This is a genomic window from Sinomonas sp. T428B, from assembly GCF_056780155.1.
The window spans coordinates 54,260-80,177 of the sequence record NZ_JBRAZR010000001.1; the positions used below are offsets into that span (position 1 = coordinate 54,260).

Here is a 25,918-nt window from a genome sequence, read left to right on the forward strand (position 1 = left end):
CTGCGGGGGATCAGCCTTCGGGATGAGTCTGCTGGCCTCCGGGTGGAACTCTTGCCCGCCGGGCGGTTTCCAGGGCTCCGGGCGTGTCTGGCCCGGATAGCGTGGCCGGCATGGAACTGATGCTGAAGATCCTTCGGGGATGGGGCGCCCCAGCGGCGGCCGTCGTGTTCTTCGCCCTGTGGTGCGTGGCCGAGGCCGGTCGCATGGGAGGCTCGTTCGGGGCGTGGGAGGGCAAGGAGATGCTCACCGCGATGACGCTCGCGATCGCCCTCTCCGCCTGGCAGCCCTACGCGTCCCTGGGGGTCACCGCGGCGCTGCTCGCCGCCCAGCTCCTTGGGCTCGTGCCCGCCCCCTACTCGACCCATTGGGCCATCTACGTCGGCTCCTTCATCGCGCTCGCCTTCGTCCTCTGGACCGCGCCGCGGCGCACGGCCTTCGTCGCGGCGGGCGCGAACGCAGCCTTCGCCGCCGTCATGGCGTTCCTCATGCTCTCGTGGCGCTACGGCGCTGGCGTCGGGTGGTTCCACCTCCACCCCCTCGGTGACCGGCCGAACCTGGTCCTCCACGGCCCCACTCTCGCGAGCGTCCTCCTCATGAGCGCGATCGGCTGCGCCGCCGTCGGCCTCCTGTTCCGCGCCTATGAGCGCCAGGGCTGGCTGTTCCGGCGCCAGCGCGACCAGGCCGAGGCAAGCCTGCGGGCCGCCGAGGTGGACCTCGTCGTCGAGCAGGAGCGCACCCGCATCGGGCGGGACCTGCACGACGTCCTCGCGCACTCGCTCGCCGTCATCGCCGCCCAGGCCGACGGCGCGCGGTACCTCGGCGCGGGCCAGCCGCAGCCCGTCCTCGACGCGCTCGAGACCATCTCCGGGTCCGCCCGCCGCGCGCTCGTGGACGCCCAGCGCGTCATCGAGGGCGTGCGCGACGAGGGCCCCGTGCCGCCGCAGCCCGGGCTCGGCGACGTCGCCCCGCTGCTCGGGCAGATGCGCGGGAGCCTGCGGGTCGAGCCCAGCGAGACCGGAACGCCCGTGGAGCTCAGCGCGGGCCAGCAGCTCGCCGTCTTCCGCATCGTCCAGGAGTGCCTCACCAACGCGCTCCGGCACGGCGGGCGCGGCACCGCCGTGCGCGTGCACCTCGACTGGTCCGGCCCTGGCCTCACGCTGCACGTCGCCTCGGCGCTCCCGGCCGGCTCCGCGCACGACGGCGAGGGCTCGCCGGGGCGGGCACCCCGTCTCGGGCGCGGCATCCCCGGGATGCGCGAGCGTGCGCACCTGGCTGGCGGCTGGCTCACCGCCGGGCCGGACGGCGAGGACTTCCGGGTCACGGCCTTCATCCCGTACGGCTCGCGGGCCGGGGAGATCGCGGGCGACGTCACAGGGGACGGCGCAGCGGCGGCGTGCGACGCCGAGGGGGCCGCGCCGTCGTCCGTCCTTCCCCGCGGCGAGGGGGCGGCGCTGCCGGCACTCGAGGCGGCCGGGGAGGGCGCGCGTGACTGACCCCGCGGCGGCCGGCGGGCGGATCGCCGTCGCGCTCGTGGACGACCAGCCGCTGTTCCGCGCCGGGATCCGCATGCTCGTCGCGAGCCAGCCGGACATGGTGCTCGCGGGGGAGGCGGGCGACGGCGAGCAGGCGGTCGCGCTCGCGGCCGGGGCGAGGCCCGACGTCGTGCTCATGGACCTGCGCATGCCCGTGCTCGACGGCGTCGAGGCGACCCGGCGGATCACCGCGGCCCCGGACGCGGCCGGGACCGACAGGCCCAAGGTCATCGCCCTGACGACCTTCAACCGCGACCAGGCCGTGGTCGACGCCGTCCAGGCCGGCGCCGCGGGCTACCTGCTCAAGAGCGCCGAGCCCGAGTTCCTGCTCGCCGCGATCCGCACCGTTCACGCCGGCTACTCGGTCATCGCGCCGGGCTCGGCGCACGAGCTCTTCCGGCACGCCGCCCGGACGGTCGCGCCCGCGGGGCCGGACCTGTCCGCGCTCGAGCCGCTCTCGGCGCGCGAGCGGGACGTGTTCCTGCTCGCGGCCAAGGGGCTCGGGAACGGGGACATCGCCCAAAGCCTGTTCGTCTCTGAGGCCACCGTCAAGACGCACGTGCGGGCGGTCATTGCCAAGCTCGGGCTGCGCACCCGGCTCCAGCTCGTCGCGTTCGCGTACGAGCACCGGCTGCTGGGCTAGGCGGGGTGATGCCGTCGCGACCAGGCGAGGGAGGAGCCGAGGCGGCGTGTACCCGTTGTACCCGTCGACGCGGACGTGCCAGGGATGGAACGCGCGGATCCGCGGCTGTCGCCCGCTTGGGGCATGGCCTGGGGGCCGGAGCCAGCCCGCCGCGCTCCCCACTGGGCCGGGTGGCGGCTGGCTCGTGCGCCTCGCACTCCGGCGCGGGCCTTGCGGTCCTTTAGATGGTCAAGTCAACAGAGTGTGCGCTTCGGCACGTCTCAATCATGGTCCGCTGAGCCGTTCTGTGGGCTCCTCCTGCTGCCCCATGAGGTCCTTGGCCTTGCCGGCCAGCTGTTCTGTGACGGCCTCGCCGATTGAGCTCGTGTCGAGATCCTCCGTCCCGCCCTGGGGGATTTCGAACAGCAGACGCTCTGCGTAGGGGGCGTCGCGTCCCAGGTTGTAGGCGACTGTGTTCTGCTCGGACGTGTGACGGGCGTCGGCCGCGCTGCGCTTGCCCGTGACAATCTCGTGCACCATATTCAGCCCGAGGACGTTCGCCGCCTCGGAGTCGCAGCGTGCGGATACCTCTCCTCTCGTCCTGTCGACAACGATGGAGCCGTCGAACTCGACGATGGCGCTGGCCGCCGATGGCGGGACCCGGTAGTCGATCGTCTGGGTGAGAAAGTCGGTGTGGACTGTCGGCCAGTGATGGAGCACGGCATCGCTGGTGATCTCAGTCCGCTTCCATGGCCCGTTGCGGAACCAGGTCAGTCTGGTCGGCGTACCCTCGTTCGGGAAACCGTACTTGGCGACCATCTGCTCGGCCACCTTCTTCTGGGCCTCCGGCCATTGCTGGATCACAGTGGTGACATCCTGGGGGTCCAGGGCATATTCCGCGCCCCTTTGAGTCTCGTGCTTTCCTTTCACCGTGTACCGGATCCCCTGGGCCACGGCTCGCCCTGTCATGGCCATGCGCTGTGCGGTGCCGAGGTCCTTCGGCTGGAACTCGGACTTGTCTTCGGGCATTGATCTGCCCCCTTTCCTGGGGCTGGAGTCCGTGTTGGGCGGTATCAGGCGTTCCGCGGAGGACGGGGACGCCGCCTGCTGCCGCTGTCCGCCGCTCGGGGCGCGGCCAGCATGATCCGGGTGGTGAGGCTGGCCGGGGTGTTCAGCCCTGCTTCGTCGTCCACCCCCACTCCCAGCCGTGCGACGAGCTCACCGCCGAGCCAGCCCGTGGCGAAAGAGATCAGGACTGCGGCCAGGGCGAGCACGAAGGCGGTAGCCGTAGGCATGTAGTCCGGTTCGCCCTGGCGGAGCAGCCAGCTGAGGGCGAAGAGGACGACCATGACAACATTTCCGCTTCCGTGCAGCGCTCCGATCCGTCGGGCCCGGGTTCCGTGTGGGATGGCGAGGTAGTCGATGAGGCCGAAAACGGCCGCCACGAGTCCCATCAGGACCCCGGCTGCGACCATCAGGAACGCCGCGGTGTTGAAGCTGGCTTCGCCTGCCAGAAGGCCGATGATGTCGAAGATGACAGCTGTTGTGAGCAGTCCCAGTGGGAAGACAACGAGCTGCTGGTGGATTGCGTGGCCGCCGGCCTTCGCCCTGCTCTCCATGACGCCTCCATCGGAGCCACTGACCCGGGCACGGAGTGCCCTCCGTGCGATTAATGCTAATGCCGGCTGTCGATAGAGACTAGGTTCAGGACTGCAGGTCCCTGGCTCCCTCCGGGGGTGACAGAGCCGCGCAGCAGCGGCCTTCGCCGGGCCGGAAGGAGACGTGCTGGTCTTCGCCCGCTCCTTCGGCGAGCCCCCTCACGAAGGCGACGTTCATCGCGCACGTCAGCCTCCGGTCCTGCTGGGCGAGTTCCGCGAACGGGCAGTTGCGCAGGGCCAGAACCCCGCCATCTTCCGGGGCCGGCTCATATCCGAGTTCCCCGAGAACCTGCCGCAGTCCGCCCTCTGCGTCTGTCCCTTGGGCGCGACCGACGTCTGTTGCCTCCCGCTCCAGCTGCGGCAGGAAATCCCGGCGGGCCCCTGCTGCCGCCCTCAGCAAGATGAGCGCGGCCAGGTCGTTGCGACGCGGAGGGACGCTGACCTCCAAGGCTTGGTCGCTGACCGTGTACCGTTTTGCCGGCCGTCCAGCGCCCGGCCCCCGTCGGCCTTCCGCGCGGGCGTAGTGGGCGACGAGGAGCCCTTCGTCGACGAGCTTGTCCAGATGGAAGGCCGAGAGCCGGACTCCTATGCCCAGAAGGTCTGCCACCTCGGCTCTGGACATCGGCGCTCGGGCTTTCGCCACGGTTTCATAGGCGCGCCTGCGTGTCGGCTCACTCAGCGCCCGGAGCAGCCGGGCCAGAGCACTGCGGCCCCGTTGGACCTCGGCCATCCATCCACTCCATTGCTTGCCGCTGTCCCCTCGTCAAGTATCCGCCCGAAAGTGTGTGGGTACGAGTGCGGGAGCGAATCGCAATCGCTTGCGAAATCCCTGCACCCAAGCCTACGCTCGTTGCATGTCTGCTTCTGTCCAGAGCGTCGCGGAACGCGCGGGGGTATCGGTTTCCACGGTCTCCCGCGCTCTTCGCGGCGTCCCAGGCATCTCAGAGGCCACCTGCAAGCGCGTGCGTGACGCTGCCGATGAGCTCGGGTACGTCGCGTCGCCCAGCGCCTCGCGGCTGGCGACCGGCCGCACGCGCACGGTCGCCGTCGTCGTCCCGCTCTTGGCCAAGTGGTTCTTTGCCGAAGTCATTGCCGCGGCCGGGCGCGTGTTCAACAGGGAGGGCTATGACGTCCTCCTCACGGAGCTGCCAACGCCCGAGGCGCGGAGGGAATTCTTCGCCGCACCGAGACTGCATGGCCGCTCCGACGGGGCCCTCGTCGTCGCCCTCCAGCTCGAGCCCCCCGAGCTCGCGGCACTCGCGGCCCAGGGGCAGGTCGTCGCGCTCGTCGGCTCCGAGCGGGGAGGCACGTCCTCCGTCCAGGTCGAGGACCGAGCGGGGGGACTCGCGGCGACGCGGCACCTGATCAACCTCGGTCACGAGCGCATCGCGTTCATAGGCATGCGAGCCTCCCCCGACTCGACGCTCGGCGGCGTCCCGCCGGCCGAGCGCCTCATCGGCTACCGCCAGGCCCTCGTCGAAGCCGGTCTTCACGGGGACGCGGCGCTTGAGCTCGCGGTGGAGAACACGGTCGATGGCGGCGCCGCGGCCATGTCCTCACTGCTGACCAGCGCCGAGCCGCCGACAGCGCTCGTGGCATCCTCGGACGAGCTCGCCTTCGGGGCGCTTGCCACGCTTCGCCGCGCCGGCCTGGCCGTCCCGCGGGACTTCTCGGTCGTCGGCTACGACAACCACGAGCTTGCCGCCGCCATTGACCTCACGACCGTGGACCACGGCGTCGCGAACCAAGGCCGGCTCGCGGCCGAAGCCCTCGTCGCCGCCCTCTCCGGTGCGCCGGCCGCCGTCGGCCGCATCGAACCCCGCCTCGTGGTGCGCGGCACGACCGCGCCACCTCGCCGGCTCCGCGCCGGCACCAATTGACCTCCACCGTCTCCCCGTCCAAAGGAGCCCCATGGAATACCGCAAGCTTGGAAACTCCGGCCTGTACGTGAGCGAGATCGCCTACGGAAACTGGGTCACCCACGGCGACCAGATCGACCAGGACGCCGCCACAGAGTGCGTCCGGACCGCCTTGGACCTCGGCGTCACGACGTTCGACACTGCCGACGCCTACGCCGGCACGAAGGCCGAGACCGCCTTGGGTGAGGCGCTCGACGGCGTGCGGCGCGAGAGCCTGGAGATCTTCACCAAGGTCTACTTCCCCACCGGCGAAGGGAAGAATGACCGCGGCCTCTCGCGCAAGCACATCATGGAGTCCATCAACGGCTCGCTCCGCCGGTTGCGCACCGACTACGTCGACCTCTACCAGGCCCATCGGTACGACTACGAGACCCCGCTTGAGGAGACGATGCAGGCGTTCGCCGACATCGTGCATGCGGGCAAGGCGCACTACATCGGCGTCTCGGAGTGGACTGTCGATGAGATCCGCGAGGCCGCCTCGCTCGCCTCCGAGCTCAAGATCCAGCTCATCTCGAACCAGCCGCAGTACAACATGCTCTGGCGGGTGATCGAGCCGGAGATCGTGCCGCTGAGCGAGGAGCTCGGGCTCGGTCAGATCGTCTGGTCGCCGATCGCGCAGGGCGTCCTGACCGGCAAGTACGCCCCAGGCGCGGCCGCACCTGCCTCGTCTCGGTTCTCGACCGATGAGGGCGAGACGAAGACCGAGCATCGCTACCTCCAGCCCGCTGTCCTCGAGCGCGTCCAGGGCCTGCGCCCGCTCGCCGAGGAGGCTGGGCTCTCGATGGCTGCGTTCGCCGTCGCCTGGGTCCTGCAGAACCAGAACGTCTCTGCCGCCATCGTCGGCGCCTCCCGCCCCGAGCAGCTGAAGGACAACGTGACGGCCTCGGGCGTCGCCCTCGGCGCCGACCTCCTGGCGAAGGTGGACGAGGTCCTCGGCGACGTCGTCGAGCGCGACCCGGCGAAGGTCGAGTCCTTCCTCGAGCGCCCGTAATCCCCCCGCCGCCGCACGGGAGGCCGTTCCCAGCCTTCGGCTCCTGCGTTCCGGGTTCCCGCCAGGCCCTTTCCGCCCCCCCTTCCCCAAGGAGTCCTGCATGATCTTCGTTGTCGTCAAGTTCAAGACCAAGCCCGAACACGCTGAGCAGTGGCCCAAGATCGTGGCCGACTTCACCGCAGCGACGCGCGCAGAGCCGGGCAACCTGTGGTTCGATTGGTCGCGCTCGCTCGATGACCCGACCGAGTACGTCCTTGTGGAAGCCTTCCAGGATGGCACTGCCGAGGCACACGTCAACGCCCCGCACTTCACGGCCGGGCTCGAGGCCATGCGCCCCGCCCTGGCCCAGACTCCGCAGATCGTCAGCCGCCAGCTCGAAGGCTCGGGCTGGGACCAGATGGGGGAACTCGAGATCGACGCAGCGAGATCTGGTAAGAAGACAGGCCCATGACGGCTTGAAGGCAGAGCCCCAATCGTCCAGCAGCCTGCTGGACGATTGAGTGTGCCCTCCCCCCGCGTCCCTAGCCGGGATCACGCTGAGGCCCCGGCTTCGCTCCAAGGTCCGGTACAGCGTGCTGCGGTCCACCTTGAGGTCTCGGTCGACGACCGAGCGGGCCAGCCGGTCCACCAAGGACACGACGGTGAGGAAACCTGGCGCAGGAAGCCCTCCTCGTCCAGGCCAGAGCCGATGACCTTGACCCCGGCGGAGGAGTAGATCCTCCGCATGCCCTTCTCGCCCCGGATTTCCTCTGCCGTGGCTGTAGGACTGGAGCCAGGCGATGGCAGCAGGCCCTCGGAGCCGAAGTGGCTGATCTCGAGCCTCCGAGCGGCGCTGGCCGATCCGCAGAAACGACAACACTGGACATCCCCCGGCACTCTGATATATCAATTACATATCAAGAGACTATGACGGGGGTCACAGTGGGAAGGACGAGTGCGGTGAAGACAGAGAACGGCAGGGGGCTGCGCGACGACTGGTCCCAGCTGGTGGGTCGCACCGTCGAGGTGTGGCAGTGGGACAAGCAGATCACCACCGGTATCGTGGACCAGGCATCGGTGGACGACTCGCTGCTCTGGATCGCGGCCGACGGCAACGAGACGAGGAAGCTCTACGACAAGCCCAGCGGGTTCAGGGTCTGGGCCTGACGGCAGGAGTTGCGCGGCGCGTCAAGTCCTCGCGGAGTCACGTCGAGGGATTTTGCGTTGTTTCTCCAGCGAACGGGAGTTGACTCACATTCTTTTCACACTTGTGGGACAAACGTGACTGGGTGTCGCAATACTGGGAGGGCTGTGCCCTGCCCCGCGCACCCGAGGAGGCCTCCGTGCTCCGCTCCACCCTTCGCGCCCTGCTCCTTGTCCTCCTCGCCCTCCTGCTCGGCGCCCTGGGAGTGGCGGCACCCGCCACGGCGGCGGCGAAGCCGCACGGCCAGCCAAACAGCCCCTCCACAGCGGCTATCACCCTGAGTCCCGCGAGCGGGCCAGCCGGGACCGCTGTGACGGTCACGGGCACCTCGTTCGGCAGGAAGCTCAGCGGCACGGTCGCGGTGGGCACGGCGACGGCCGCGTTCACGACCTCGGGCAGCGGCTGGTTCGAGACTACGGTCCGGATCCCCATGGGCTCGACGGGCAGCGTGCCGGTCACGGCGACGACGAGCCGGGACCGGGCCACGGCGTCGTTCGCCGTCACCCCGTCGGCGGCACCCCCGCGGCTCGCGTTCGGCGTCGCGAATCCGGGCGGGCCGCTCGCCTCGGCAGAGCTTGACGAGGTCACGGCGCTCGCGGGCGAGGCGCCGAGCCTCATCATGCTCTACAAGGACTTCCAGCAGGCCCCGCCCCTCGCCGAGCTCGACGCCGCCCACGCCCGCGGCGCGGTCCCCCTCCTGACGTGGGAGCCCTGGACCTGGGGCGGCGGCGTCGAGCAGCCCGCCTACTCGCTGGACCGCCTCACCGCCGGAGACTTCGACGCCTACATCTCCGGCTGGGGCAGCGCCCTCGCCTCGTGGGGCAAGCCCGTGAAGCTGCGCTTCGCGCACGAGAAGAACGGCAACTGGTACCCGTGGTCCGAGGGCGTCAACGGCAACGAGGCCGGCGACTACGCCGCGGCCTGGCGGCACGTGCACGACGTTGTCGCGGCCACCGGCGCGGCGAACGTCGAGTGGGTCTGGAGCCCGAACGTCCCGTACGCCGGGTCGACCCCGCTCGCGGGCCTTTATCCTGGCGCGGCCTACGTCGACACCGTGGCCCTCGACGGCTACAACTGGGGCACCACGCAGACCTGGAGCGCGTGGACCTCGCCTCAGTCACTCTTCGGCCAGGGCCTCTCCGAGCTGAGGATCCTCGCCCCGGGAAAGCCCATCATCGTCGCCGAGACCGCCTCCGCCGAGGCCGGTGGTTCGAAGGCCGCGTGGATCACGGACCTCGTCTCGTACCTCAACGCGCAGCCGGACGTCGTCGGCTTCGTGTGGTTCCACTACGACAAGGAGGTCGACTGGCGGATCAACAGCAGCCGGTCCGCGGCCGACGCCCTCAACGCCGCCCTCGCGGCGCGCAGGGCGTGAGAGGCCTGGGGACGGGCTTCCGGCTCCGCGCGGCGGCCCTGGCCGTCGCGTTCGCGGCCCTCCTCGGGGCCGCCGCGCCCGCAGCGGCGGGCGCCGCCACGCCGTCGTCCGCATCCCCCGCGCCGACGACGGCGCCCGCTGGGCTCCCCGCCTTCGGCCCCCTCCTGGACGACGGCGACAGCCTCGCCGCGTACGCGGCCCGGCTCGGCGCGGTGCCCTCCGCCGTCGGCATCGCGGTGGCCTACCCGGTGGACGACGCCGGGCGGGCGGCCGTGCGGGACGCCGCCGAGGAGGCGGCGCGCCACCGGGCCCGGCTCGTACTCAGCCTCGCCCCGGAGCGCGGGCTCGCCGCCGCGACCGACGCCGAGGCGCGGCGGCTCGGCGAGCTCCTCGCGGGGCTCCGCGAGGGGGCGGCCGCCCCGATCCTGGTCCGCTTCGCCCCGGAGATGAACGGCACGTGGACGGCCTGGGGGCAGCAGCCCGGGGCGTACAGGGCTGCCTTCCGGACGCTTGCCGCGGACGTGCACGGCGCCGGCGCGGAGACCCTGTGGGCCCCGGCCTACGGCGCGGGGTACCCGTTCGCGGGGGTGCGCGGCGCGATCGAGGGGATCTCGCCGGACACCGTCGCGGACCTCGACACGGACGGCAGCGGCAGCGTGGGCCCCGAGGACTCCCCGTACGAGCCCTACTACCCGGGGGACGACGCCGTCGACTGGGTGGGCCTCACGGCCCAGCACTTCGGCGTCTTCGACGCCGGCACGCCCCCCGAGCTCACGCCCAACACGATGCCCGAGCCGGGCCAGTTCGCCGCCGAGCTCGCGGGGAGCTTCGGCTACGGGACGGACGACGGCGCCGACCGGGACTTCGTGGGCGAGTTCGCCGCCGGGCGGGGCAAGCCCCTCGCCGTCGTCACTGGCGCCCTCTGGGTCGAGGGCGCGCCCGGCGCCGGCGAGGCCGAGGTCAAGGGCGCATGGCTCGGCCAGGTCGCCGCGGCGGCGGGCGCGACCCCTGCCCTGCGGCTCGTCCTCTGGCAGGAGACCGAGCGGCCCGAGGCCGAGGCGGCGGGGCGCACGGGGGACTGGCGGCTCACCGCGGACCCGGCGCTGGTCGCATCGCTGCGCTCGAAGCTGGAGGGGGAGGCGCTCGACGGCGCGGGGCCGGCCTTCGCGCGCGGCGAGTGGCCGGCGTCGGGCGCGGGTCTGCCGACCACCGGCGCGGGGGCCTCCGGGGGCCGTGGGGAGGCCCAGCAGAGCCTCATCCCGGACTGGGCCTGGGCCCTGGCGACCGTGCTCGTCCTGGTCGCCGGCGTGGTGGCGGCCCAGCGGCCGTGGCAGCGCCGCGGGGGCGCGCGGGACGCGCGCCAGCCCTCCGACCGCTAGCCCCGGCCCTCCCTGTCAGGCAGCAACGCGACCTCCTTGGGGAGGCCCAAGGCTGATCTTGGGCTCGCCGGTCAGGCGATCCACGATGAGGTCCCGGCGCCGCTCAGGCCCGGCCAGCCCTTCCATCGGGGACTACGCGGTGATCCCCGGTATCGCCCGCGCGTCTGGGGCACGTCCTTCAACGAGCTCGTCCTCGACCCCACGGACCCCGTGCGGGAGGGCTTCAGCGTGGGGCAAACAGTGATAGCTCTACGCCTGATTCCGTCCGACCCCATCCCGGGCGGCAGGGGGTTCCCTAGGTCGCCTCGGGGGCGCGGCTGAGCGTCCACACGTTGGTGTCCCGCTCGCGCCGGCACGTGACCGTCGTGACGAGCTGGCGCACCATGCTGAGGCCGCGGCCGTGCTCCGCCTCGGGCGGGGGGATCTGGTCGTGGCCGAGGACGTCCGGGAGGGGCTCGGCGTTGATCTCGTAGAGCCGCGCGAGGAGCACGTGGCGCCGGATCTCGAGCTCCACCGCGAGCTCGAGGACGTTCCCCTCGGTCGCGTGGGCGTGCTGGACCACGTTGCTCGCCACCTCGACCACGGCGAGCTCGAAGGGCATGCGGTCCTCGGGCGGGATCTGCGCCGCGTGCGGCCAGATCCTCGCGAACTCGTCCTGCAGCGCGTCGACGACCTGCGGCTCTGCCGGACCGTGCACCGTGGCGGAGGCGAGCACCTCACTCATCGCGGAAGGCCTCGTCCACGCTCGGGTACGCCGTGAGGATCCGGTCCATGCTCGTGAGCGCCAGGACCATCTGCACCTGCGGCCCGACGTTCGCGATCCGCAGGTCGCCGCCGGCCTGCCGCGCGGCCTTGAGGCATCCCACAAGCGCCCCGAGCCCGGAGGAGTCGATGAACTCCGTGCCCGCCATGTCCAGCACGATCCTGTTGTGGCCCTGCCCGATGGCCTCGCTCACGACGTCGCGCAGCCTCGGCGCGCTGACCATGTTGAGCCGGCCCGTCCCGGCCAGGGCCGCATACCCGCCGCGGTCCACGATCTCGAAGTTCATTCATTGCCCCCTTGCTGCTCAAACCCCTTGTACCGCGCCGCGCCCACGAGCACGCTCAGCGCGAGCAGATCGTAGGCCGTCCAGACCATGTTCACCAGCGTACCCAGCTGCTCCGCCTGCCCGGCCAGCAGCCGCGCCGTCCCGATCGCCGTGGCGCCCACGAGGATCCCCGCGACGACGGCCTGCGGCTTGAGGACCAGGAGGGCGTCCCCGCCCTCCTGCCGCGCCTTCGGGGTGACCGCGAAGCCCAGGGGACGGCCGAACCAGACGTTCGCCGCCGCCGTCGTGCACGCCTTGATCCACGTCGGGAACAGCGCGAGGCTGTACTGCTGCCCGCGCCAGGTCTTGGCCCCGCGCGCGGCCACGATGAACAGCAGCTGGTTCAGAGCCATGAACGGGACGAAGCGGGCGAAGAAGTCGGAGCTCAGGCTCTGCACGGGCAGGATGCCCAGGACGAGGAAGATGACCGGCGCCGCGAGGTACGGGACCGCGGCGAAGCCCGCGAGGTAGCTCCACATCGTCGCGAAGTACATGAGCCGCTGGCCGAGCGAGAGCCCGGGCAGGCGCAGCGGGCTCTCCCGGAGCATCACCTGGATCGTCCCCTGCGCCCAGCGGAGCCGCTGCGTGAGCATGGTCTTGAGGTCCTCGGGGGCCAGGCCCTTCGCGAGGATCTCGTGGTGGTAGACGCTGCGCCAGCCCATCGCATGCAGGCGCATCGAGGTGGACATGTCCTCGGTGACCGAGATGGTGGAGAGGGGCATGATCGGCTGGGCCTCGCCGCGCCGCTCGACCGTGACCGAGTCGAGCACCGCCTGCACCGATTCGAGCGCCCCGAGCGGAGACCAGTCGCGGGCGGAGAGGCGCTCGACGGCGGCGTCGATCGGCGCGACCTCGACGAGCCGCTCGTCCGGGGTGCCGCTGAGCTCGCGCTCGAGGGCCTCGATCTCGGCGAGGTCCGCCGCGAGGGTCCCGATCTTGGCCAGGTCTGCCGCGACGAGAGACTTGACTGCGCCGTTGACCTGGTTCTGCACGCGGAAGGTGACCTCGGCGATGGACGCGCCCGCGTCGAGCTGCTGCCGGCCCGTGCGCAGCGCCCGGTCGACCTCGCGCAGGAGCCCCTGCACGCCGTCGGCCTGGGCCTCCGGCCGGCGGAGGGCGCGCCGGACGACGCCGCGGCCCGCCTCGAGCGCCTTGACGACCCGGCCCTGTGTCTCCCGGACGTAGCCGACGAGGCCGAGCTGCATGAGCGCCTCGCGGCGCAGGATCGCGTTCGAGCCGCAGAAGAAGGCCGCGTTCCAGCCGTCCTTGCCCTGCTGGATGGGCCCGTAGAAGAGCGGCGCCTGGCTCCCGAGCGGGTCGCTGTCCGGGACGTTGAAGAACCACTGCGGCGTCTGCACGAGCGCGACGCGACGGTGCGAGAAGTAGCCGAGGGTCCTGTCGAGGATGAGCGGATCGGGGATCTGGTCCGCGTCGAGGATCAGGAGGAACTCGCCCTGGGTCTCCTGCAGGGCGTTGTTGAGGTTGCCCGCCTTCGCGTGCCGGGGCATCCCGTCCCATTCGGGGCCGCGGGAGACGTAGCCGAGGCCGTTCTCCTCGGCGAGCCGCCGCAGCTCGGGCCGGGCGCCGTCGTCGAGCACCCACGTCGTGTGGGGGTAGCGGATGGCCCGCGCCGCGAGGGCGGTCTCCAAGACGAGGTCGATCGGCTCGTTGTAAGTCGTGATGAAGACGTCCACGGTCAGCCCAGGCGGAGCGGGCGGGGGCTCGCCGCGGTCCTTGAGCCGCCACATCGTGAGGGCGAACAGGGTCACGTCGATGAGCGAGTAGGTCTCCGCCAGGATGAGTGGGACGGCGATCCACCACGCGTCCCAGTTCACCGACGCGACCCACCGCCAGCCGACGTAGTTCACGCCGGCGAGGACGGCCAGGGCGGCGACGAGGCGGAGCCAGGGCAGGCTCACGGCGACTCTGCTGGGGCTGTCCCTGCTGCTGCTTCTGCTGGCTGGCGGCGCAGGACGACGGCGGTGACGTCGTCCTCGGCATCGGGGGCGAGCCGCAGGATCCCGTCCACCGCCTCCGCCGCCCGAGCCGATCCGGCGATCGTCCCAGCGACGGCCTCGAGCGCCTCGGCGAGGGTCGCGAAGGCGTCGAGGACGCCGTCGCTGATCACGGCCATCGCGTCCCCGGGCTCGATTGTGAGGGCCCCCGCCTTCCATGCCGCGCCGGGCATGAGCCCGAGGGGCGGCCCGCCGTTGACCACGCGCTCCCAGCTGCCGTCCGCGTGGACGAGCAGCCCGAGGCCGTGGCCGGCGTCGATGTAGTCGACGCGGCCGCTCGTGCCGTCGAGCCGCAGGTGGAGGAGCGTGATGAAGGAGGACAGCCGCGCCAGGTCCGCCTCGAGGGCCTCGGCCGCCCGGCGGACGATCGCGTCGGCGCCGCGTTCGAGCCGGCCCCCGCGCAGCGCGGCGCGCGCCGTCGCGGCGACGAGCGCGGCGCCCATCCCCTTGCCCATCGCGTCGGCGAGCGTCACGGCGAGCACGGTGCCGTCGGACTCCCAGTCGAAGAAGTCGCCGCCGACGCTGCGGCTCGGATGGCACGCGCCCGCGACGTCGTAGCCCGGCATGGACGGGGCCTGGGCGGGGAGGAGCCCGCGCTGGACGCGGGCGGCCGTCTCGAGCTCGCTCGAGAAGGGGCGAGGAGCGCGCGGGCGCCGCATGAGCGCCTCCACGCGCGCCGCGAGCTCGCGCGGGTTGACGGGCTTGGACAGGAAGTCGTCGGCGCCGAACTCGAGGCCGTCGAGGCGGTGGTCCTCGTCCGAGGTGCCGGAGATGATGACGATGTACGCGTCGGTGAACGAGCGCAGCGTGCGGCACACCTCGAGGCCGTCGATGTCGGGCAGGCCCAGGTCAAGGGTGATGATGTCCGGCCCCATGCGGCGCGCTGCCTCGAGGGCGGCGTGGCCGGTCGCGGCCGTCTCCGTGACGAAGCCCTGCCGCGCGAGCGCCGCCTCGAGCACGAGGGCCGTGTCGGCGCCGTCCTCCACGATGAGGGCGCTCCTGTCGCGCGGCTCCTCCCCGAACCCCCTAGCTCCCAGCATGGGTCCATTCTGCATGGTGCTCACCGCGGGATCACCCGGAAGAGGAACTTGGTCCTCACCATGACCCAGAGCGCCGCGAGGATGAGGACGTAGGCCAGCGTGTTGACCAGGACGTTGTCCCCGTCGAGGCCCGGGATGTTCGCGATGGCGAGGGCCAGGAAGACGTGCACGACGAACACGTACAGCGTCGCCTGGCCCAGTGGGACGAGGAACCTCCCGACCGAGGACTGGATAGGCCGCCAGAACGCCGTCAGGAGCGCGTAGCCGGCGACGACGAGCAGCAGCACGTTCGCGAGCCGCCCGGGGCCGAGGTAGGTGCGGGCGAAGAAAGCGTCGTACGCGGTGCTGAAGGCGCCCTCGGGCACGAGGCCGAGCCGGACGTCCTGCGGGATGCCGAGGTAGGGGCTGCACCACGCGAAGACGGTGAAGGCGGCCGCGCCGGCGACGCAGAGCGCGAGCAGCGGGCGCCGGCGGCCGTCGCCGAACCACCCGACGAGCCGCGCGCGGTGGTAGCCCGCGGCGAGGCCGAGGACGAAGAGCACCTGCCACACGAGCACGGGGAAGGCGTCCTCGAACTGGGCCGGCAGCACGTGGACCCGGTAGATGCTTCCGAGGGCATATGCGGCGAGGCTCACGGCGAGGACCTGCCAGGTCCAGCCGCGGGCCAGCGCGGCGAGGACGAGCGGGGCCAGCAGGAGCAGGACGACGTAGAGGCCCATGATGTTGAACTGCCACGGGCCGAACTGGAGCAGGAGCACCTGCGGGACCAGGCCGGCCGGCACGGGGTACTCGAGCAGGCCCTCCATGCCGCTGTACAGGTCGTAGACCCGCCCGGCCGCTCCCCGTCCCGCGGCGCCCGTGCCCTGGTCCGTGAAGGTCGTCACCGCGTGGGCGTCCACGCCGGGGACGAGGCTCAGGGCCCACACCGCGAGAACGACGCCGAGGGCGGTCACGTAGAGCTTCCATGCCCGCCCGAGCATGCGTCCGGTTGCCTCGGCCAGGTCCCGCGCGGCGGCCGGCCCGTAGACCATGCCGACCACGGCGCCCGAGAGCAGCACGAAGAACTCGGCGCCCGAGACGACGCCGATGGCCTCCTGCGTGCCGAGCTGGAAGAGCGAGGGCAGGGCGAGGTGGTTCACCACCACGAGGATGATCGCGAGGCCGCGCAGCAGGTCGATGCGCTGGTCGCGGCCCGAGTCGTCGTCATACCGCAGGCGCCGCGCCTCGCGCCGGTGCGCGAGGACCCAGAGCCCGGCCGCGAGGCCGGGCACGAGGGCCGCAGCGGCCCACCCGGCCGGGCCGGCCAGGACGGTGCCCCTGCCGGTCTCGGCGAGCCCGCCGTTCGGTCGCGCGGGCGTTCGCAGCGGACCGGTGGTGACCCCGGCGGCGCGGGCGGCGGCGAGGAAGTCGGCGGCGAGCTGCGGCTCCGCCGTCGCGCGCCAGTCCACGACGGCGGCCCCGTCGGCGCGCCGCTCGAGCGTCTCGTTCCAGAGGACGGCGGCGAGCCGCGGGTACCTGTCCGACTCGACGGCAGAGAAGACCTGCCGCCACCAGGCGGCCTTGACCTCGAGCTCGCCCGGGCCGCCGGCCTGGCGCGAGTAGTACGCGGCGGTCTCGACGAGGAGGGGCTTGCCGCGCGCCTCGGCGTAGGCGCCGTAGAAGCCCGCGCCGTCGGCCGTGCCCGCCGGGCCCCCGAGCCCGCGCACGAAGGCGTCCGGGGCCGGGAGGGTGTTCGGGGCCGCCGTGCCCGCGGAGGCGTCGTGATAGAGGCTCAGCCCCACCCAGTCCACGGCCTCGTCGCCCGGGTAGTACGGCGCGTAGGGGTCGTCGCCGGGGCCGAAGGCGCCGTCGCGGTCGGTGTCGAGCTCGGACAGCTGCGCCCCGGGCGGGGCGGTCCGGGACGCGGGCCGGAAGGGGTAGTCGGTGCCCGCGGCCGGGGCCCAGACCATGACGGGCCGCGGGACCTCGGCGTGCACGGCCTGGGCCACGCGCCGGTACGCCTCGACGTAGGCGCCGGGCCGCTGCCCCCACGGGACCCACGGGGCGTTCATCTGCGGCGCGAAGCTCACGAGCACCCGCCCGCCGAAGCCTTCGGCGGCCGCCGCGACGTCCCGCGCGAACGCCCCGGCCTCCGCGTCGCCGACGCCGTCGAGGCCGCGCTGCGGGGAGACTGTGAGGAGGGCGTCTGCGCCCTCGGCCGAGACCTGGGCGAAGAAGCTGTGCAGGTACGCCCGTTCCTGGCCGTTCAGCGGCAGCGGGACGGCCTTCGCGTACAGGGCCGCGGGCGCGCCCAGGCGGGATGCGTGGCCTGCCGCCGAATCGGTGCCCCAGTCGAGGGCCGCGCCGAGCAGCGGGCCCGGCCCCGCGCCGTCGTCCGCCGCCGCGACGTCAGCTGAGGCGGCCGCCGGGGCCGTGGGGGCGAGCAGCACGAGGGCAGCGAACAGCAGGGCGAGGAGGGCCGCCGCGGTGGCACGCCCGGCCCGCAGGTCTGCCCGCGGGCCGGCCGCCGCCGGGCACCCGCTCATCTGCTGGCTCGGCGCAGGACGACGGCGGTGAGGTCATCCTCCGCGACGTCGCCGAGGGCGAGGATCGCCTCGACGGCGGAGCGCGCGTCCGGGGCGGCTGCGGCCGCGGAGGCGACGGCGCCGAGCGCCTCCTCAATGCCGGGGAACGGGTCGAGCAGGCCGTCGCTGATCATGACCACCGTGCCGCCGGGCGGCAGCCCGAGCTCGTGCTCGGTCCACACGGCCCCCGGGAGCAGGCCGAGCGGCGGGCCGCTGTTCACGACCCGCTCCCAGGGGCCGTCGGCCTGGACGAGGATCCCGAGGCCGTGTCCCGCGTCGACGTAGGTGACGCGGCCGGTCGGGCCGTCGAGGCGCAGGTGCAGGAGGGTGAGGAACGAGCCGAGGCGGATGAGGTCGGGGTCGAGGCTGCCCGCGGCGCGCTGGACGAGGTCCGCGGCGCTGCGCGTGAGGCGTCCGGGCCGCAGCACCGCGCGGGCGGTGGCGGCCACGAGCGCGGCGCCCATGCCCTTGCCCATGGCGTCGGCCAGGCTCACGGCGAGCGAGCCGCCGTCGGACTCCCAGTCGAAGAAGTCCCCGCCCACGCTGCGGCTGGGCCGGCACGCGCCCGCGAGGTCGTACCCGGGCAGCGACGGGGCGTGCTCGGGGAGGAGCCCGCGCTGCACCCTTGCGGCGGTGTCCTCCTCGGTCTCCTCCTCCAGCGCGGTGCGGGGGCGGCGGACGAGGGACGCGGCCTTCGCGGCGAGCTCGCGCGGGCTGAAGGGCTTGGTCAGGTAGCCGTCGGCGCCGAGCTCGAAGGCGGCCAGCTTGTCCGCCTCGTCGGTGCGGGCCGAGACGACGAGGATGTACGCGTCCGTGAAGGAGCGCAGGCTGCGGCACACGTCGAGGCCGTCGATGTCCGGCAGGCCGAGGTCGAGCGTGATGAGGTCCGGCCGGAGTCGACGCGCGGCGTCGAGGGCGGCGTGCCCCGTGGCGGCGGACGCGGTCTCATAGCCCTGGCGGCTGAGGGTTGACGCGAGAAGGCCCGTGATGTCCGGGCTGTCCTCCACAATCAGGGCACGTATCATCAGGCTCCTCCCACCACCTGACCATTAAAGCCGCTCCCTGCCCGACTTCTGTCATCCTGCGTGACTCGATCCGCAAAGTGGATTGCGGAGGCGGCACGCGCCGTCGTGCGTCAGCCGCCGAACGCGAGCATCGCCGCGAGCGTCCACATGAGCGCGGCGACGAAGCCGTCCAGCACCCGCCACGCGGCGGGCCGGGCGAAGACGCCCGAGAGTGAGCGCGCGCCGTAGCCGATGAGCGGGAACCACACCGCGCTCGCCGTCGCGGCGCCCGCGCCGAAGGCCCAGCGCCCCTCGCCCTGGGCGTTCGCGAGCGAGCCCAGGAGCACGAGCGTGTCGAGGTAGACGTGCGGGTTGAGCCAGGTCAGCGCGAGCACGGTCCCGACGGCGGCCCAGGCCGTGCCGGCGCCGCGGCCGTCGGAGGCTTGCAGCGATCCGGGGTTGAGTGCCCGCTTGGCCGCGAAGGCCCCGTACGCGGCGAGGAACGCCACCCCGATCCAGCGGATCGCGTCCAGGAGGCCCGGGGCACCCTGCACCGCGGCCCCGATCCCCGCCACGCCGGCGAAGATGAGCGCCGCGTCGCTCACCGCGCATACGAGCACGACCGGCAGGACCCACTCGCGCCGGATGCCCTGACGGAGCACGAAGGCGTTCTGGGCGCCGATGGCGACGATGAGACCGAGGCTCGCGCCGAGGCCGGCGAGGAAGGAGAGGATCACGCCTTCGACGGTACGGGCGGGACTAGATAAGAACAACTCATGATTTCTGAAGCACCATGAAGAACTCTAATGACCCGCGCAGTGTGTCCCCCCACCCCGGCCGGGTAGAAACGGGGGCAGAGACCAGAGAAAGGCGCCCCGCATGTCCGAGCACACCCTCGTCGCCCTCGCGTGCCCCGGAGCGGGCACCGTCGACACCCTGGCCCTCGATCCGGAGACCGGCACGCTCTCGCCGCTCGGCCGCGTGGAGGGGCTCGACGGCGCCGCGGCCCTCGCCGTCGGACCGGACGGCACGCTGTACGCCGGCTGCAACGGGCCCCGGCCCACCGTCGTCGACCTCGGACCGGACGGCGCGCGGACCGCTGCGGGCGACGGCGGCGCGCGCGAGCGCGAGCTGCCCGCCTCGACCTGCTTCATCACCGTCGCGCCGGGCGGCCGGGACCTCTACAGCGCCTCGTACGGCAGCGGCCGGCTCGACCGCGTGCCCCTCCCGGGCGCGGAGGGCGGCGCCCCGCGGACCTACGAGACGGGCCAGAACGCGCACTGCGCCGTCGTGAGCCCCGACGGCCGCTTCCTCTACGCGACCTCGCTCGGCGACGACCGCATCAGCTGGTTCCCCGCGGACGGCTCCGAGGCGGACGGCGGGGTCCTCACGCCGAGCGGGCACGTCGCCGCGGAGCCGGGGTCCGGCCCCAGGTACCTCCGGCTCAACGATGCCGGCGACCGCGCGTACGTGGTCCACGAGCTCTCCGGCACGGTCGCGGTCTACGCGCGCGAGGCGGAGGACGGCCGGCTCGAGCTGCTCCAGCGCGTCTCGGCGGTCGAGGGCCTGGGCCTCGGGCCCGGCGCGGTGCGTTCGTCGACGAGCCCTGACCCCGGCCCCCGCGTGATCTGGGCCGCGGACCTGCGGCTCACCCCGGACGGCCGCTTCCTCTACACGACCGAGCGCTCCTCGAGCACGCTCGCGTGCTTCGCCGTCCGCGAGGGCGGTCTGCTTGAGCTCGTGGGCAGGATCGGCACCGAGACGCAGCCCGCCGGCGCCGCCATCGACCCGTCGGGACGGTTCCTGCTCGTGTGCGGGGAGGTGTCCGCGCACGTCACGTGCTACCGGATCGGCGACGACGGCTCGCTCGCCACCGTCTCGCGGGCCGGCACGAGCGCCGGCCCCGTGGCGGTCGAGTGCTGGGCGGGCGCGTAGGTCGCGCAACGAGTGAAGGGGCGCCCCGGAGGGGCGCCCCTCAACAGGTCCTCAGTCCCTGCCCCGCCCCATGAGCCGGTCCCGCAGCCGGTCGACGAGGCCGACGCCGGCCCCCACGGTCTTGTGGAACAGCTCGGAGTGCGGCGCGCTCGGATGCGGCCGGGTCGGCGCTATCTTCTTCGCGGCCTCGACCTTCCGCCCGAGCTCGACGAGGTCGTCCGCCGGGAGGTGCTCGCGCAGCTTCGGGAACTGCTCCGACTCCTCGTCGTCGGCGTGATGCCGCAGCTTGCCCTCGAGCTCGCGGACGAGCTCGAGGAAGTGCGGCTCGGCGGCGTCGACGTCCTCGAGCCGCTTCATGACCTCGACGATCTCGGCGTGCTCGCCCTTGTCGTGCTCGACGTCCTCGCTGCCGTTCGGCACATGCTTCTCGACGGCCGGATAGACGTACATCTCCTCCGCGACGGCGTGCCGCATGACCTCGGCGATCACCGTGTCGGCGAGGTCCCGGCGGGCCGCCGCGTCGGCAGCGCCCTCGATCCGGCCGATGAGCTCGACCATCTCCCGGTGGTCGCTCGTGAGGATGTCGACGACGTCGGGCCCGCTCCGTCCCGATGCGGTCCCGGGTGCTGTCTCGGCCATGGTCCCCTCCTTGCTGGGCGGCAGGTGTGCCCCTGCGATTTACCCGGCCCGGCGAGGCGCAAGCCCCCGGACTAGTCTTCCCCTCATGGACTTGGAGCAGCTGCGGGCGTTGGCCGCCGTCGTCGACCACGAGACGTTCGAGGCCGCCGCGGGTGAGCTGCGCCTCACGCCGTCCGCCGTGAGCCAGCGCATCAAGGCGCTCGAGAAGAGCGTGGGCAGCGTCCTGGTTCGCCGGCTCAAGCCCGTCGTCCCGACGCCGGCCGGCGAGCGGCTCCTGCGCTCGGCCCGCCAGCTCCTGCTCCTCGCCGACGAGGCGCTCCTCGCCCTCCGCTCCGAGGAGGCGCACGACGGCGCCCGGCCGGGGGCGGCGGGCGGCGTCGCCGAGCGGCTGCGGGTGCCGATCGTGGCCAACGCGGACTCGATCGCGACGTGGCTCCCGCCCGCGATCCGCGAGGTCGCGCTGGGAGGCCGCATCGCCGTCGAGCTTCTGCGTGACGACGAGCACGCCACGGCGGACCTCCTGCGCTCGGGCGACGCCGTCGGCGCCGTGACCGCGGACCCGCGCCCCGTGCAGGGCTGCCGCGTCCGGCCGCTCGGGACGATGGTGTACCGGGCGAAGGCCTCGGCGGAGTTCGTGGAGCGGTGGTTCCCCGGCGGCGCGACGCCCGAGGCGCTCGCGGCCGCGCCCGTCATGCAGTACGACCGCAAGGACTCCCACCAGCTCGCGCTCCTCGCCCGCGTCGCGCCCGACGCCGCGCCGCCGCAGCACTTCATCCCGGACTCCGTGCAGTACGTCGAGGCGGTGAGCGCGGGGCTCGGGTGGGGCATGGTGCCGGACCAGCAGGACCCGGGGGGGCTGCTGGTCGAGCTCGACCCGGCCTGGACCGAGGACCTGGCCCTCTACTGGCAGGCCTGGACGCTCGACTCCCCGGGCCTGGCCGAGGTCACCGAGGCGGTCCTCAGGGCGGCGAGGGTCCTGCGCCCGGTCCGCTGAGGGGAACTGGCCACTCAAGCGAGAGAAGGTGGCCACTCACCGTTGAGGGGTCATGTCCTTCCTCTTGAGTGGCCACATCCCCCAGTTGAGTGGCCATATCGCCTCCGTTGAGCGGCCATTTTCCAGCCGGTCAGCGGCGGGCGAGCACCGCACAGTAGCCGGGGATGCGCTCGGGGACGCCGGGCTCGGCCATCGGGACGGTCTCGATGACGACGTCGCGCTCCTCGAGCAGGTGCCACTCGGAGCCCGGGAAGGCACGCCGGACCTCGGCGGCGCCGAAGTGCCCGGGCCGGGGCAGCATCTCGATGGCCTTCCGGAGCGGGCCCGGGATGTAGCCGCTCGTGGCGCCGAGGTGCTGGAGGTAGGCGAGGCCGGAGCCGCGGAAGTTGGTCTCCGCGAGGAGGACCCGGCCGCGCGAGCCGACCATATCGTGGAGGTTCGCGGCCAGCCGGCGCTGGGCCTCGGGCTTGAGGATGTGGAAGACGCCGCGCACGAAGACGTTGGCCTCGCCGTACCGTTCGTGGAGCGCAGCCCCGGCGCCCTCGGCGAGGGCGTCGACGGCGTCGAACTCCGCGTTCGGCACCCCGGCCGCCTCCTCGGCGGCCTGCGCGACGGCGCTCTCCGAGAGGTCGACGCCGATCGCGCGCGGGAACCGCTCGGCGAGCCAGCGCGTCCAGATCCCGTTGCCGCAGCCGACGTCGACGATGGGCAGGCCGGTGTCCAGGTACCGGCGGATGAGCTCCTCGTAGGGGCGGCCCTCGTCGCGCCGCCCGGAGTCCCACAGGATCTGCCCGCCCTCGGCGCCGACGCTGGTCCAGTAGCGCTCCCAGGCCACGCCCGGGTTGCGGGGGGCATGCGAGGCAAGGCTGATGACCTTCGGCAGGAGCCGGATCCGGTCGGCGAGGCGTCGCATGCACCAAGACTAGCCGTGGGCGGACGAGAACTCGGCCAGCACCCCCAGGACGCGCTCGGGCGGCACCGGCCGGCTGAAGAAGAACCCCTGGGCATAAGGGCAGCCCATGGCATGGAGCAGCTCCGCCTGCCGGGCGGTCTCGACGCCCTCGACGACGGCGCTGAGGCCCGCCGAGGAGATGAGGTGCAGCACCGCCTCGACGAACCGCGCCTGGTCCGGGTCGGAGTCAATGGTGCTGATGAGCGACTGGTCCACCTTGACGGTCTGGGCCGGGAGGTCGCGCAGGTAGCTGATGGACGAGTACCCGGTGCCGAAGTCGTCGATCTGGAGGTGGATGCCGAGGTCGTTCAGCCGGCTGAGCACGCGTGCCTCCTCGCTGCCGCGCGTCATGAGCACCGTCTCGGTGATCTCGAGGACGAGCCGGCCCGGGTGGACCTGGTAGGCCTCGAGGCACGCGCTGATGTCGCGGTCCAGGCCCGGGCGCCGCAGCTCTGTGGCGGAGAGGTTCACGTGCACCGTGAACGGCGCCAGGTCGGGGGCCTCGTCCATCCAGACCCGCATCTGGGCGATCGCCTGCTCGAGGACCGAGCGGCCGAGGTCGACGATGAGGCCCATCTCCTCGGCGATGGGGATGAAGGTGCCGGGCATGACGATGCCGCGCGTCGGGTGGTTCCAGCGCACGAGGGCCTCGACGCCGACGGCCCGGCCCGAGTCGAGGTCGACGACGGGCTGGTAGACGAGCTCGAGCTCGTCCTCCTGCAGTGCAGTGCGGAGCTCCGCCGCCGTCCTGGCCCGCTCGGTGGTGGCGTTGAGCATCTCCGGCCGGAACAGCTGGACGTTGTTGCGCCCGCGCGACTTCGCCTCGTACATCGCGATGTCGGCGTCCCTGAGGCGCTGCGGCCAGTCGGCGGGGCCCACGCTCACGCCCATGCTCGCCGTCGCCCGCACGGAGACGTCGCCCACGGCCACGTTCTCCTGGAGCGCGTCGAGGGCCCGCCGGGCGATCTGCGCGGCCTCATGCTCGGTCGTGTCGCGGATGAGGATCGCGAACTCGTCGCCGCCCAGGCGGGCGACGACGTCGCTGCCGCGGACAGCCGACTTGAGCCGCCGCGAGACCTCGACCAGGACCGTGTCCCCCGTGTCGTGCCCGAGGGTGTCGTTGATCTCCTTGAAGGAGTCGAGGTCCACCATGATGACGGCGGCCGCGTGCGCGGTCCGGGCCGTGATGGTGCTCAGGATCGAGCGGTTGGGCAGCCCCGTGAGCACGTCGGTGACGGCCAGCTGCTCGAGTTCCGCCTGGGTCCGCAGGAGCATGGCGGTCCGCTCCTCGACCCGGTTCTCGAGCTCCGCGTACATGTAGTGAAGCTCCTCGGCGAGGAGGTTCACGCCGGTGATGACGGCATCGAGGTCGTCCCCCGCCTCGGAGGGCTCGACGCGGGCGCTCAGGTCGCCCGAGGCGAGGATCAGGATGGCGTCGACGAGCTGCTGCAGGCGCGGGTCGGAGGGGGCACGCAGCTCGTCGTCCTGGGGACTGGGGGCCATGGGTCAGCTCGCGCGGCGGCGCCGCGCGTCCCCGCGGCCAGGGGTCCAGCCCTCGTCCCTGCTGTCGACGAGCCAGGCCATGGCCTCCGCCCGGGAGGTGAAGAAGCGCGTGGGGCAGGGTGGAGTGTGCACGCCCAGGAAGAAGTTCGCGATCACCCGGTCCACGGGGCTCGACCCCAGCAGGGCGATCCTGGAAGCGGCGCACGGGATCGAGAAGACGGCGCGGCCCTCCCGGGTGACCGACTTCGTCGTGGCCATGTCCACGAGCATGGGATGGGAGGTGCCCTTGCAGACCTCGTTCACGGCGTCCATCGCGGCCTTCGCGTCCCGGCCCTCGATGACGACATGTTCGTTCCACTGCAGATGCAGCACTCCGTCCGGGCGGAGCACGAGCCTCCCCTTGCCGCCCGGGATCTGCACTGGTTCCACGTGTGCCCCTTTCCGCGATCTCCCTCAGCCTAGCTGCTCGTCCTCAGGGCCGTCCGTCACCAGCCCGGGCCGACGATCTCCACCTCCGGTTCTGCCAACACGACCCTGTTCGCCCCTCTGGACCGGGCCCGGGAGAGGGCCTGGTCTGCCTCCTCGATGAGGCGTTCGGAGCTCACGGCCCGCGTGGGCCCGACGACGGAGACACCCGCGCTGAGGGTCAGCACCCCCGCCGGGCTCTCCCCGTCCTCGATGTTGAGGTCCTGGACCGTCTGCCGGAGCCTGTCCATGGCCGCGAGGGCGCCCGCCCAGGCCTGGTGCGGGAGGACGATGGCGAACTCCGCGCCGCCGAATCGGTAGACGAGGTCGCTCTTGCGCACCCCGGCGACCAGGGCCGAGCCGATGACCTGCACGACCCGGTTCGCTGCGGCTTCGCCGAGCCGCTCGCGGTAGTCGGCGAAGCCGTCGACGCTGCACACCGCGACCGCGAACCGCTCGCCATACCGCTGGGTGCGCTCGTGCATGCTTGCGAGGTCCTCGCTCAGGCGCAGCCTGTTGCTCAGCGCCGTGAGCGGGTCCGTCCTGGTCCGGTCGGAGAGCGCGGACCGGTAGCGGGCGATCTCGGCGTGGAGGGTCGTGACCCGGTGCGCGACCATGAGCCTGCTGTGGAGGGCGGCCGCGTCCACGGGCTTCACGAGGTAGTCGTCGGCGCCAGCGGCCAGCCCGGACAGCACGTCCTCGTCCGCGGTGGACGAGGCGAGCACCAGCAGATACGTGCGGCCGGCGGCGTCGTGGCCGCGGATCCTGCGGCAGAGCGAGAGCCCGTCATGGCCGGGCAGCAGCAGGTCGGCGACGACGACGTGCGGCGACTGCTCGAGGAAGAGCTCCCACGCGCCGTCGCCGTCCGACGCCGTGAGGCACTCGTGGCCGGCCTTCCGCACCGCCGCTTCGAGCGCCTCGCGCGATTCCTGGTCACCATCCGCCACGAGGACCCTCATGACGATGCCCCCAAGCCCACGTGTTCCATGTTTCCCCCCTTTGTGGCCACCGGGCAATCTGCATTGTTTCAATGCATCGATGGCCGAAATTCACCCCGATG

At 72.5% G+C, this 25,918-nt stretch carries 25 protein-coding genes; 10 read left to right on the forward strand and 15 right to left on the reverse strand.

What is annotated here, in order from left to right:
• The first annotated feature begins 110 nt into the window (after nucleotides 1–110).
• Nucleotides 111–1,493, forward strand: coding sequence for a sensor histidine kinase (locus ACUYMY_RS00255; RefSeq protein WP_481701640.1), 1,383 nt, complete (start codon nucleotides 111–113; stop codon nucleotides 1,491–1,493).
• Nucleotides 1,486–2,175 carry a response regulator gene (locus tag ACUYMY_RS00260; RefSeq protein WP_481701641.1) on the forward strand — a complete coding sequence of 230 codons (690 nt, stop codon included), beginning with the start codon at nucleotides 1,486–1,488 and terminating at the stop codon, nucleotides 2,173–2,175. The genes ACUYMY_RS00255 and ACUYMY_RS00260 overlap by 8 nt, the downstream gene beginning before the upstream one ends.
• A 264-nt stretch (nucleotides 2,176–2,439) precedes the next feature.
• On the opposite strand, the gene ACUYMY_RS00265 is transcribed toward ACUYMY_RS00260, so the two are convergent.
• The 3 genes from ACUYMY_RS00265 to ACUYMY_RS00275 all read right to left on the reverse strand — a co-directional run bounded on the left by ACUYMY_RS00265 (nucleotide 2,440) and on the right by ACUYMY_RS00275 (nucleotide 4,542).
• On the reverse strand, nucleotides 2,440–3,183 hold the full coding sequence (locus ACUYMY_RS00265; protein ID WP_481701642.1) for a hypothetical protein: 744 nt from the start codon (nucleotides 3,181–3,183) through the stop codon (nucleotides 2,440–2,442).
• 44 nt (nucleotides 3,184–3,227) lie between these two features.
• Nucleotides 3,228–3,773 carry a DUF2231 domain-containing protein gene (locus ACUYMY_RS00270; protein WP_481701643.1) on the reverse strand — a complete coding sequence of 182 codons (546 nt, stop codon included), beginning with the start codon at nucleotides 3,771–3,773 and terminating at the stop codon, nucleotides 3,228–3,230.
• Nucleotides 3,774–3,858: 85 nt separating this feature from the next.
• Complete coding sequence (locus ACUYMY_RS00275; RefSeq protein WP_481701644.1) at nucleotides 3,859–4,542, reverse strand: helix-turn-helix transcriptional regulator; 684 nt, start codon at nucleotides 4,540–4,542, stop codon at nucleotides 3,859–3,861.
• Between the two features lie 124 nt (nucleotides 4,543–4,666).
• Between ACUYMY_RS00275 and ACUYMY_RS00280 the strand changes: the two genes are divergently transcribed.
• The 6 genes from ACUYMY_RS00280 to ACUYMY_RS00305 all read left to right on the forward strand — a co-directional run bounded on the left by ACUYMY_RS00280 (nucleotide 4,667) and on the right by ACUYMY_RS00305 (nucleotide 10,659).
• The gene (locus tag ACUYMY_RS00280; RefSeq protein ID WP_481701645.1) at nucleotides 4,667–5,692 is read left to right on the forward strand and encodes a LacI family DNA-binding transcriptional regulator; all 1,026 of its coding nucleotides are present in this window, start codon (nucleotides 4,667–4,669) and stop codon (nucleotides 5,690–5,692) included.
• Nucleotides 5,693–5,723: 31 nt separating this feature from the next.
• Nucleotides 5,724–6,722 carry an aldo/keto reductase family protein gene (locus ACUYMY_RS00285; RefSeq protein ID WP_481701646.1) on the forward strand — a complete coding sequence of 333 codons (999 nt, stop codon included), beginning with the start codon at nucleotides 5,724–5,726 and terminating at the stop codon, nucleotides 6,720–6,722.
• Nucleotides 6,723–6,822: 100 nt separating this feature from the next.
• Entirely contained in the window at nucleotides 6,823–7,173 is a 351-nt protein-coding gene (locus tag ACUYMY_RS00290) for a putative quinol monooxygenase (RefSeq protein ID WP_481701647.1), read from the forward strand.
• Nucleotides 7,174–7,661: 488 nt separating this feature from the next.
• Complete coding sequence (locus ACUYMY_RS00295) at nucleotides 7,662–7,868, forward strand: hypothetical protein (RefSeq protein WP_481701648.1); 207 nt, start codon at nucleotides 7,662–7,664, stop codon at nucleotides 7,866–7,868.
• A 176-nt stretch (nucleotides 7,869–8,044) separates the two neighbouring features.
• Nucleotides 8,045–9,280 carry a glycoside hydrolase family 26 protein gene (locus ACUYMY_RS00300; RefSeq protein ID WP_481701649.1) on the forward strand — a complete coding sequence of 412 codons (1,236 nt, stop codon included), beginning with the start codon at nucleotides 8,045–8,047 and terminating at the stop codon, nucleotides 9,278–9,280.
• A complete protein-coding gene (locus ACUYMY_RS00305; protein WP_481701650.1) occupies nucleotides 9,277–10,659 on the forward strand; it encodes a glycoside hydrolase family 26 protein in 1,383 nt (460 codons plus the stop codon). Before ACUYMY_RS00300 ends, ACUYMY_RS00305 begins: the two co-directional genes overlap by 4 nt.
• 295 nt (nucleotides 10,660–10,954) lie before the next feature.
• Here ACUYMY_RS00305 and ACUYMY_RS00310 read toward each other — a convergent pair whose 3' ends face one another.
• The 7 genes from ACUYMY_RS00310 to ACUYMY_RS00340 all read right to left on the reverse strand — a co-directional run bounded on the left by ACUYMY_RS00310 (nucleotide 10,955) and on the right by ACUYMY_RS00340 (nucleotide 19,104).
• A complete protein-coding gene (locus ACUYMY_RS00310; protein ID WP_481701651.1) occupies nucleotides 10,955–11,383 on the reverse strand; it encodes an ATP-binding protein in 429 nt (142 codons plus the stop codon).
• The gene (locus ACUYMY_RS00315) at nucleotides 11,376–11,708 is read right to left on the reverse strand and encodes an STAS domain-containing protein (protein WP_481701652.1); all 333 of its coding nucleotides are present in this window, start codon (nucleotides 11,706–11,708) and stop codon (nucleotides 11,376–11,378) included. Before ACUYMY_RS00315 ends, ACUYMY_RS00310 begins: the two co-directional genes overlap by 8 nt.
• On the reverse strand, nucleotides 11,705–13,666 hold the full coding sequence (locus ACUYMY_RS00320; RefSeq protein ID WP_481701653.1) for a glycosyltransferase family 2 protein: 1,962 nt from the start codon (nucleotides 13,664–13,666) through the stop codon (nucleotides 11,705–11,707). Before ACUYMY_RS00320 ends, ACUYMY_RS00315 begins: the two co-directional genes overlap by 4 nt.
• Nucleotides 13,663–14,802 (reverse strand): SpoIIE family protein phosphatase, encoded by a 1,140-nt coding sequence (locus ACUYMY_RS00325; RefSeq protein WP_481701654.1) that lies wholly within the window; start codon nucleotides 14,800–14,802, stop codon nucleotides 13,663–13,665. Before ACUYMY_RS00325 ends, ACUYMY_RS00320 begins: the two co-directional genes overlap by 4 nt.
• 20 nt (nucleotides 14,803–14,822) lie before the next feature.
• Nucleotides 14,823–17,327 carry an OpgC domain-containing protein gene (gene opgC / locus ACUYMY_RS00330; RefSeq protein ID WP_481701655.1) on the reverse strand — a complete coding sequence of 835 codons (2,505 nt, stop codon included), beginning with the start codon at nucleotides 17,325–17,327 and terminating at the stop codon, nucleotides 14,823–14,825.
• Complete coding sequence (locus tag ACUYMY_RS00335; protein WP_481701656.1) at nucleotides 17,324–18,391, reverse strand: SpoIIE family protein phosphatase; 1,068 nt, start codon at nucleotides 18,389–18,391, stop codon at nucleotides 17,324–17,326. The genes opgC and ACUYMY_RS00335 overlap by 4 nt, the downstream gene beginning before the upstream one ends.
• 110 nt (nucleotides 18,392–18,501) lie before the next feature.
• Nucleotides 18,502–19,104, reverse strand: coding sequence for a LysE/ArgO family amino acid transporter (locus tag ACUYMY_RS00340; protein ID WP_481704919.1), 603 nt, complete (start codon nucleotides 19,102–19,104; stop codon nucleotides 18,502–18,504).
• A gap of 145 nt (nucleotides 19,105–19,249) precedes the next feature.
• Between ACUYMY_RS00340 and ACUYMY_RS00345 the strand changes: the two genes are divergently transcribed.
• Nucleotides 19,250–20,305 carry a lactonase family protein gene (locus ACUYMY_RS00345; RefSeq protein WP_481701657.1) on the forward strand — a complete coding sequence of 352 codons (1,056 nt, stop codon included), beginning with the start codon at nucleotides 19,250–19,252 and terminating at the stop codon, nucleotides 20,303–20,305.
• A 51-nt stretch (nucleotides 20,306–20,356) separates the two neighbouring features.
• Here the strand turns inward: ACUYMY_RS00345 and ACUYMY_RS00350 are convergent, their stop codons facing one another.
• Nucleotides 20,357–20,944, reverse strand: a complete 588-nt coding sequence (locus tag ACUYMY_RS00350) for a hemerythrin domain-containing protein (protein WP_481701658.1) — start codon at nucleotides 20,942–20,944, stop codon at nucleotides 20,357–20,359.
• Between the two features lie 85 nt (nucleotides 20,945–21,029).
• Here ACUYMY_RS00350 and ACUYMY_RS00355 point away from each other — a divergent pair, with 85 nt between their 5' ends.
• Nucleotides 21,030–21,938 (forward strand): ArgP/LysG family DNA-binding transcriptional regulator, encoded by a 909-nt coding sequence (locus ACUYMY_RS00355; protein WP_481701659.1) that lies wholly within the window; start codon nucleotides 21,030–21,032, stop codon nucleotides 21,936–21,938.
• Nucleotides 21,939–22,068: 130 nt separating this feature from the next.
• Here the strand turns inward: ACUYMY_RS00355 and ACUYMY_RS00360 are convergent, their stop codons facing one another.
• Genes ACUYMY_RS00360 through ACUYMY_RS00375 form a run of 4 tightly spaced genes read right to left on the reverse strand, consistent with a single transcriptional unit; the run spans nucleotide 22,069 to nucleotide 25,817 of the window.
• Nucleotides 22,069–22,851, reverse strand: coding sequence for a class I SAM-dependent methyltransferase (locus ACUYMY_RS00360; protein WP_481701660.1), 783 nt, complete (start codon nucleotides 22,849–22,851; stop codon nucleotides 22,069–22,071).
• 9 nt (nucleotides 22,852–22,860) lie between these two features.
• Complete coding sequence (locus tag ACUYMY_RS00365) at nucleotides 22,861–24,393, reverse strand: putative bifunctional diguanylate cyclase/phosphodiesterase (protein ID WP_481701661.1); 1,533 nt, start codon at nucleotides 24,391–24,393, stop codon at nucleotides 22,861–22,863.
• A 3-nt stretch (nucleotides 24,394–24,396) separates the two neighbouring features.
• Nucleotides 24,397–24,822: a DUF7793 family protein gene (locus ACUYMY_RS00370; protein WP_481701662.1), complete on the reverse strand. Its 426-nt coding sequence runs from the start codon at nucleotides 24,820–24,822 to the stop codon at nucleotides 24,397–24,399.
• A 56-nt stretch (nucleotides 24,823–24,878) separates the two neighbouring features.
• Nucleotides 24,879–25,817 carry a GGDEF domain-containing response regulator gene (locus ACUYMY_RS00375; RefSeq protein WP_481701663.1) on the reverse strand — a complete coding sequence of 313 codons (939 nt, stop codon included), beginning with the start codon at nucleotides 25,815–25,817 and terminating at the stop codon, nucleotides 24,879–24,881.
• Between the last annotated feature and the right edge of the window lie 101 nt (nucleotides 25,818–25,918).

Bases quoted from the DNA above. Each gene is read 5' to 3' on its own strand.
- ACUYMY_RS00345 (WP_481701657.1), top strand. From the start codon at position 19,250: ATGTCCGAGCACACCCTCGTCGCCCTCGCGTGCCCCGGAGCGGGCACC.
- ACUYMY_RS00375 (WP_481701663.1), bottom strand. From the start codon at position 25,817: ATGAGGGTCCTCGTGGCGGATGGTGACCAGGAATCGCGCGAGGCGCTC.
- opgC (WP_481701655.1), bottom strand. From the start codon at position 17,327: ATGAGCGGGTGCCCGGCGGCGGCCGGCCCGCGGGCAGACCTGCGGGCC.
- ACUYMY_RS00275 (WP_481701644.1), bottom strand. From the start codon at position 4,542: ATGGCCGAGGTCCAACGGGGCCGCAGTGCTCTGGCCCGGCTGCTCCGG.
- ACUYMY_RS00280 (WP_481701645.1), top strand. From the start codon at position 4,667: ATGTCTGCTTCTGTCCAGAGCGTCGCGGAACGCGCGGGGGTATCGGTT.
- ACUYMY_RS00290 (WP_481701647.1), top strand. From the start codon at position 6,823: ATGATCTTCGTTGTCGTCAAGTTCAAGACCAAGCCCGAACACGCTGAG.
- ACUYMY_RS00285 (WP_481701646.1), top strand. From the start codon at position 5,724: ATGGAATACCGCAAGCTTGGAAACTCCGGCCTGTACGTGAGCGAGATC.
- ACUYMY_RS00310 (WP_481701651.1), bottom strand. From the start codon at position 11,383: ATGAGTGAGGTGCTCGCCTCCGCCACGGTGCACGGTCCGGCAGAGCCG.
- ACUYMY_RS00265 (WP_481701642.1), bottom strand. From the start codon at position 3,183: ATGCCCGAAGACAAGTCCGAGTTCCAGCCGAAGGACCTCGGCACCGCA.
- ACUYMY_RS00360 (WP_481701660.1), bottom strand. From the start codon at position 22,851: ATGCGACGCCTCGCCGACCGGATCCGGCTCCTGCCGAAGGTCATCAGC.
- ACUYMY_RS00365 (WP_481701661.1), bottom strand. From the start codon at position 24,393: ATGGCCCCCAGTCCCCAGGACGACGAGCTGCGTGCCCCCTCCGACCCG.
- ACUYMY_RS00255 (WP_481701640.1), top strand. From the start codon at position 111: ATGGAACTGATGCTGAAGATCCTTCGGGGATGGGGCGCCCCAGCGGCG.
- ACUYMY_RS00325 (WP_481701654.1), bottom strand. From the start codon at position 14,802: ATGCTGGGAGCTAGGGGGTTCGGGGAGGAGCCGCGCGACAGGAGCGCC.
- ACUYMY_RS00335 (WP_481701656.1), bottom strand. From the start codon at position 18,391: ATGATACGTGCCCTGATTGTGGAGGACAGCCCGGACATCACGGGCCTT.
- ACUYMY_RS00350 (WP_481701658.1), bottom strand. From the start codon at position 20,944: ATGGCCGAGACAGCACCCGGGACCGCATCGGGACGGAGCGGGCCCGAC.
- ACUYMY_RS00315 (WP_481701652.1), bottom strand. From the start codon at position 11,708: ATGAACTTCGAGATCGTGGACCGCGGCGGGTATGCGGCCCTGGCCGGG.
- ACUYMY_RS00355 (WP_481701659.1), top strand. From the start codon at position 21,030: ATGGACTTGGAGCAGCTGCGGGCGTTGGCCGCCGTCGTCGACCACGAG.
- ACUYMY_RS00270 (WP_481701643.1), bottom strand. From the start codon at position 3,773: ATGGAGAGCAGGGCGAAGGCCGGCGGCCACGCAATCCACCAGCAGCTC.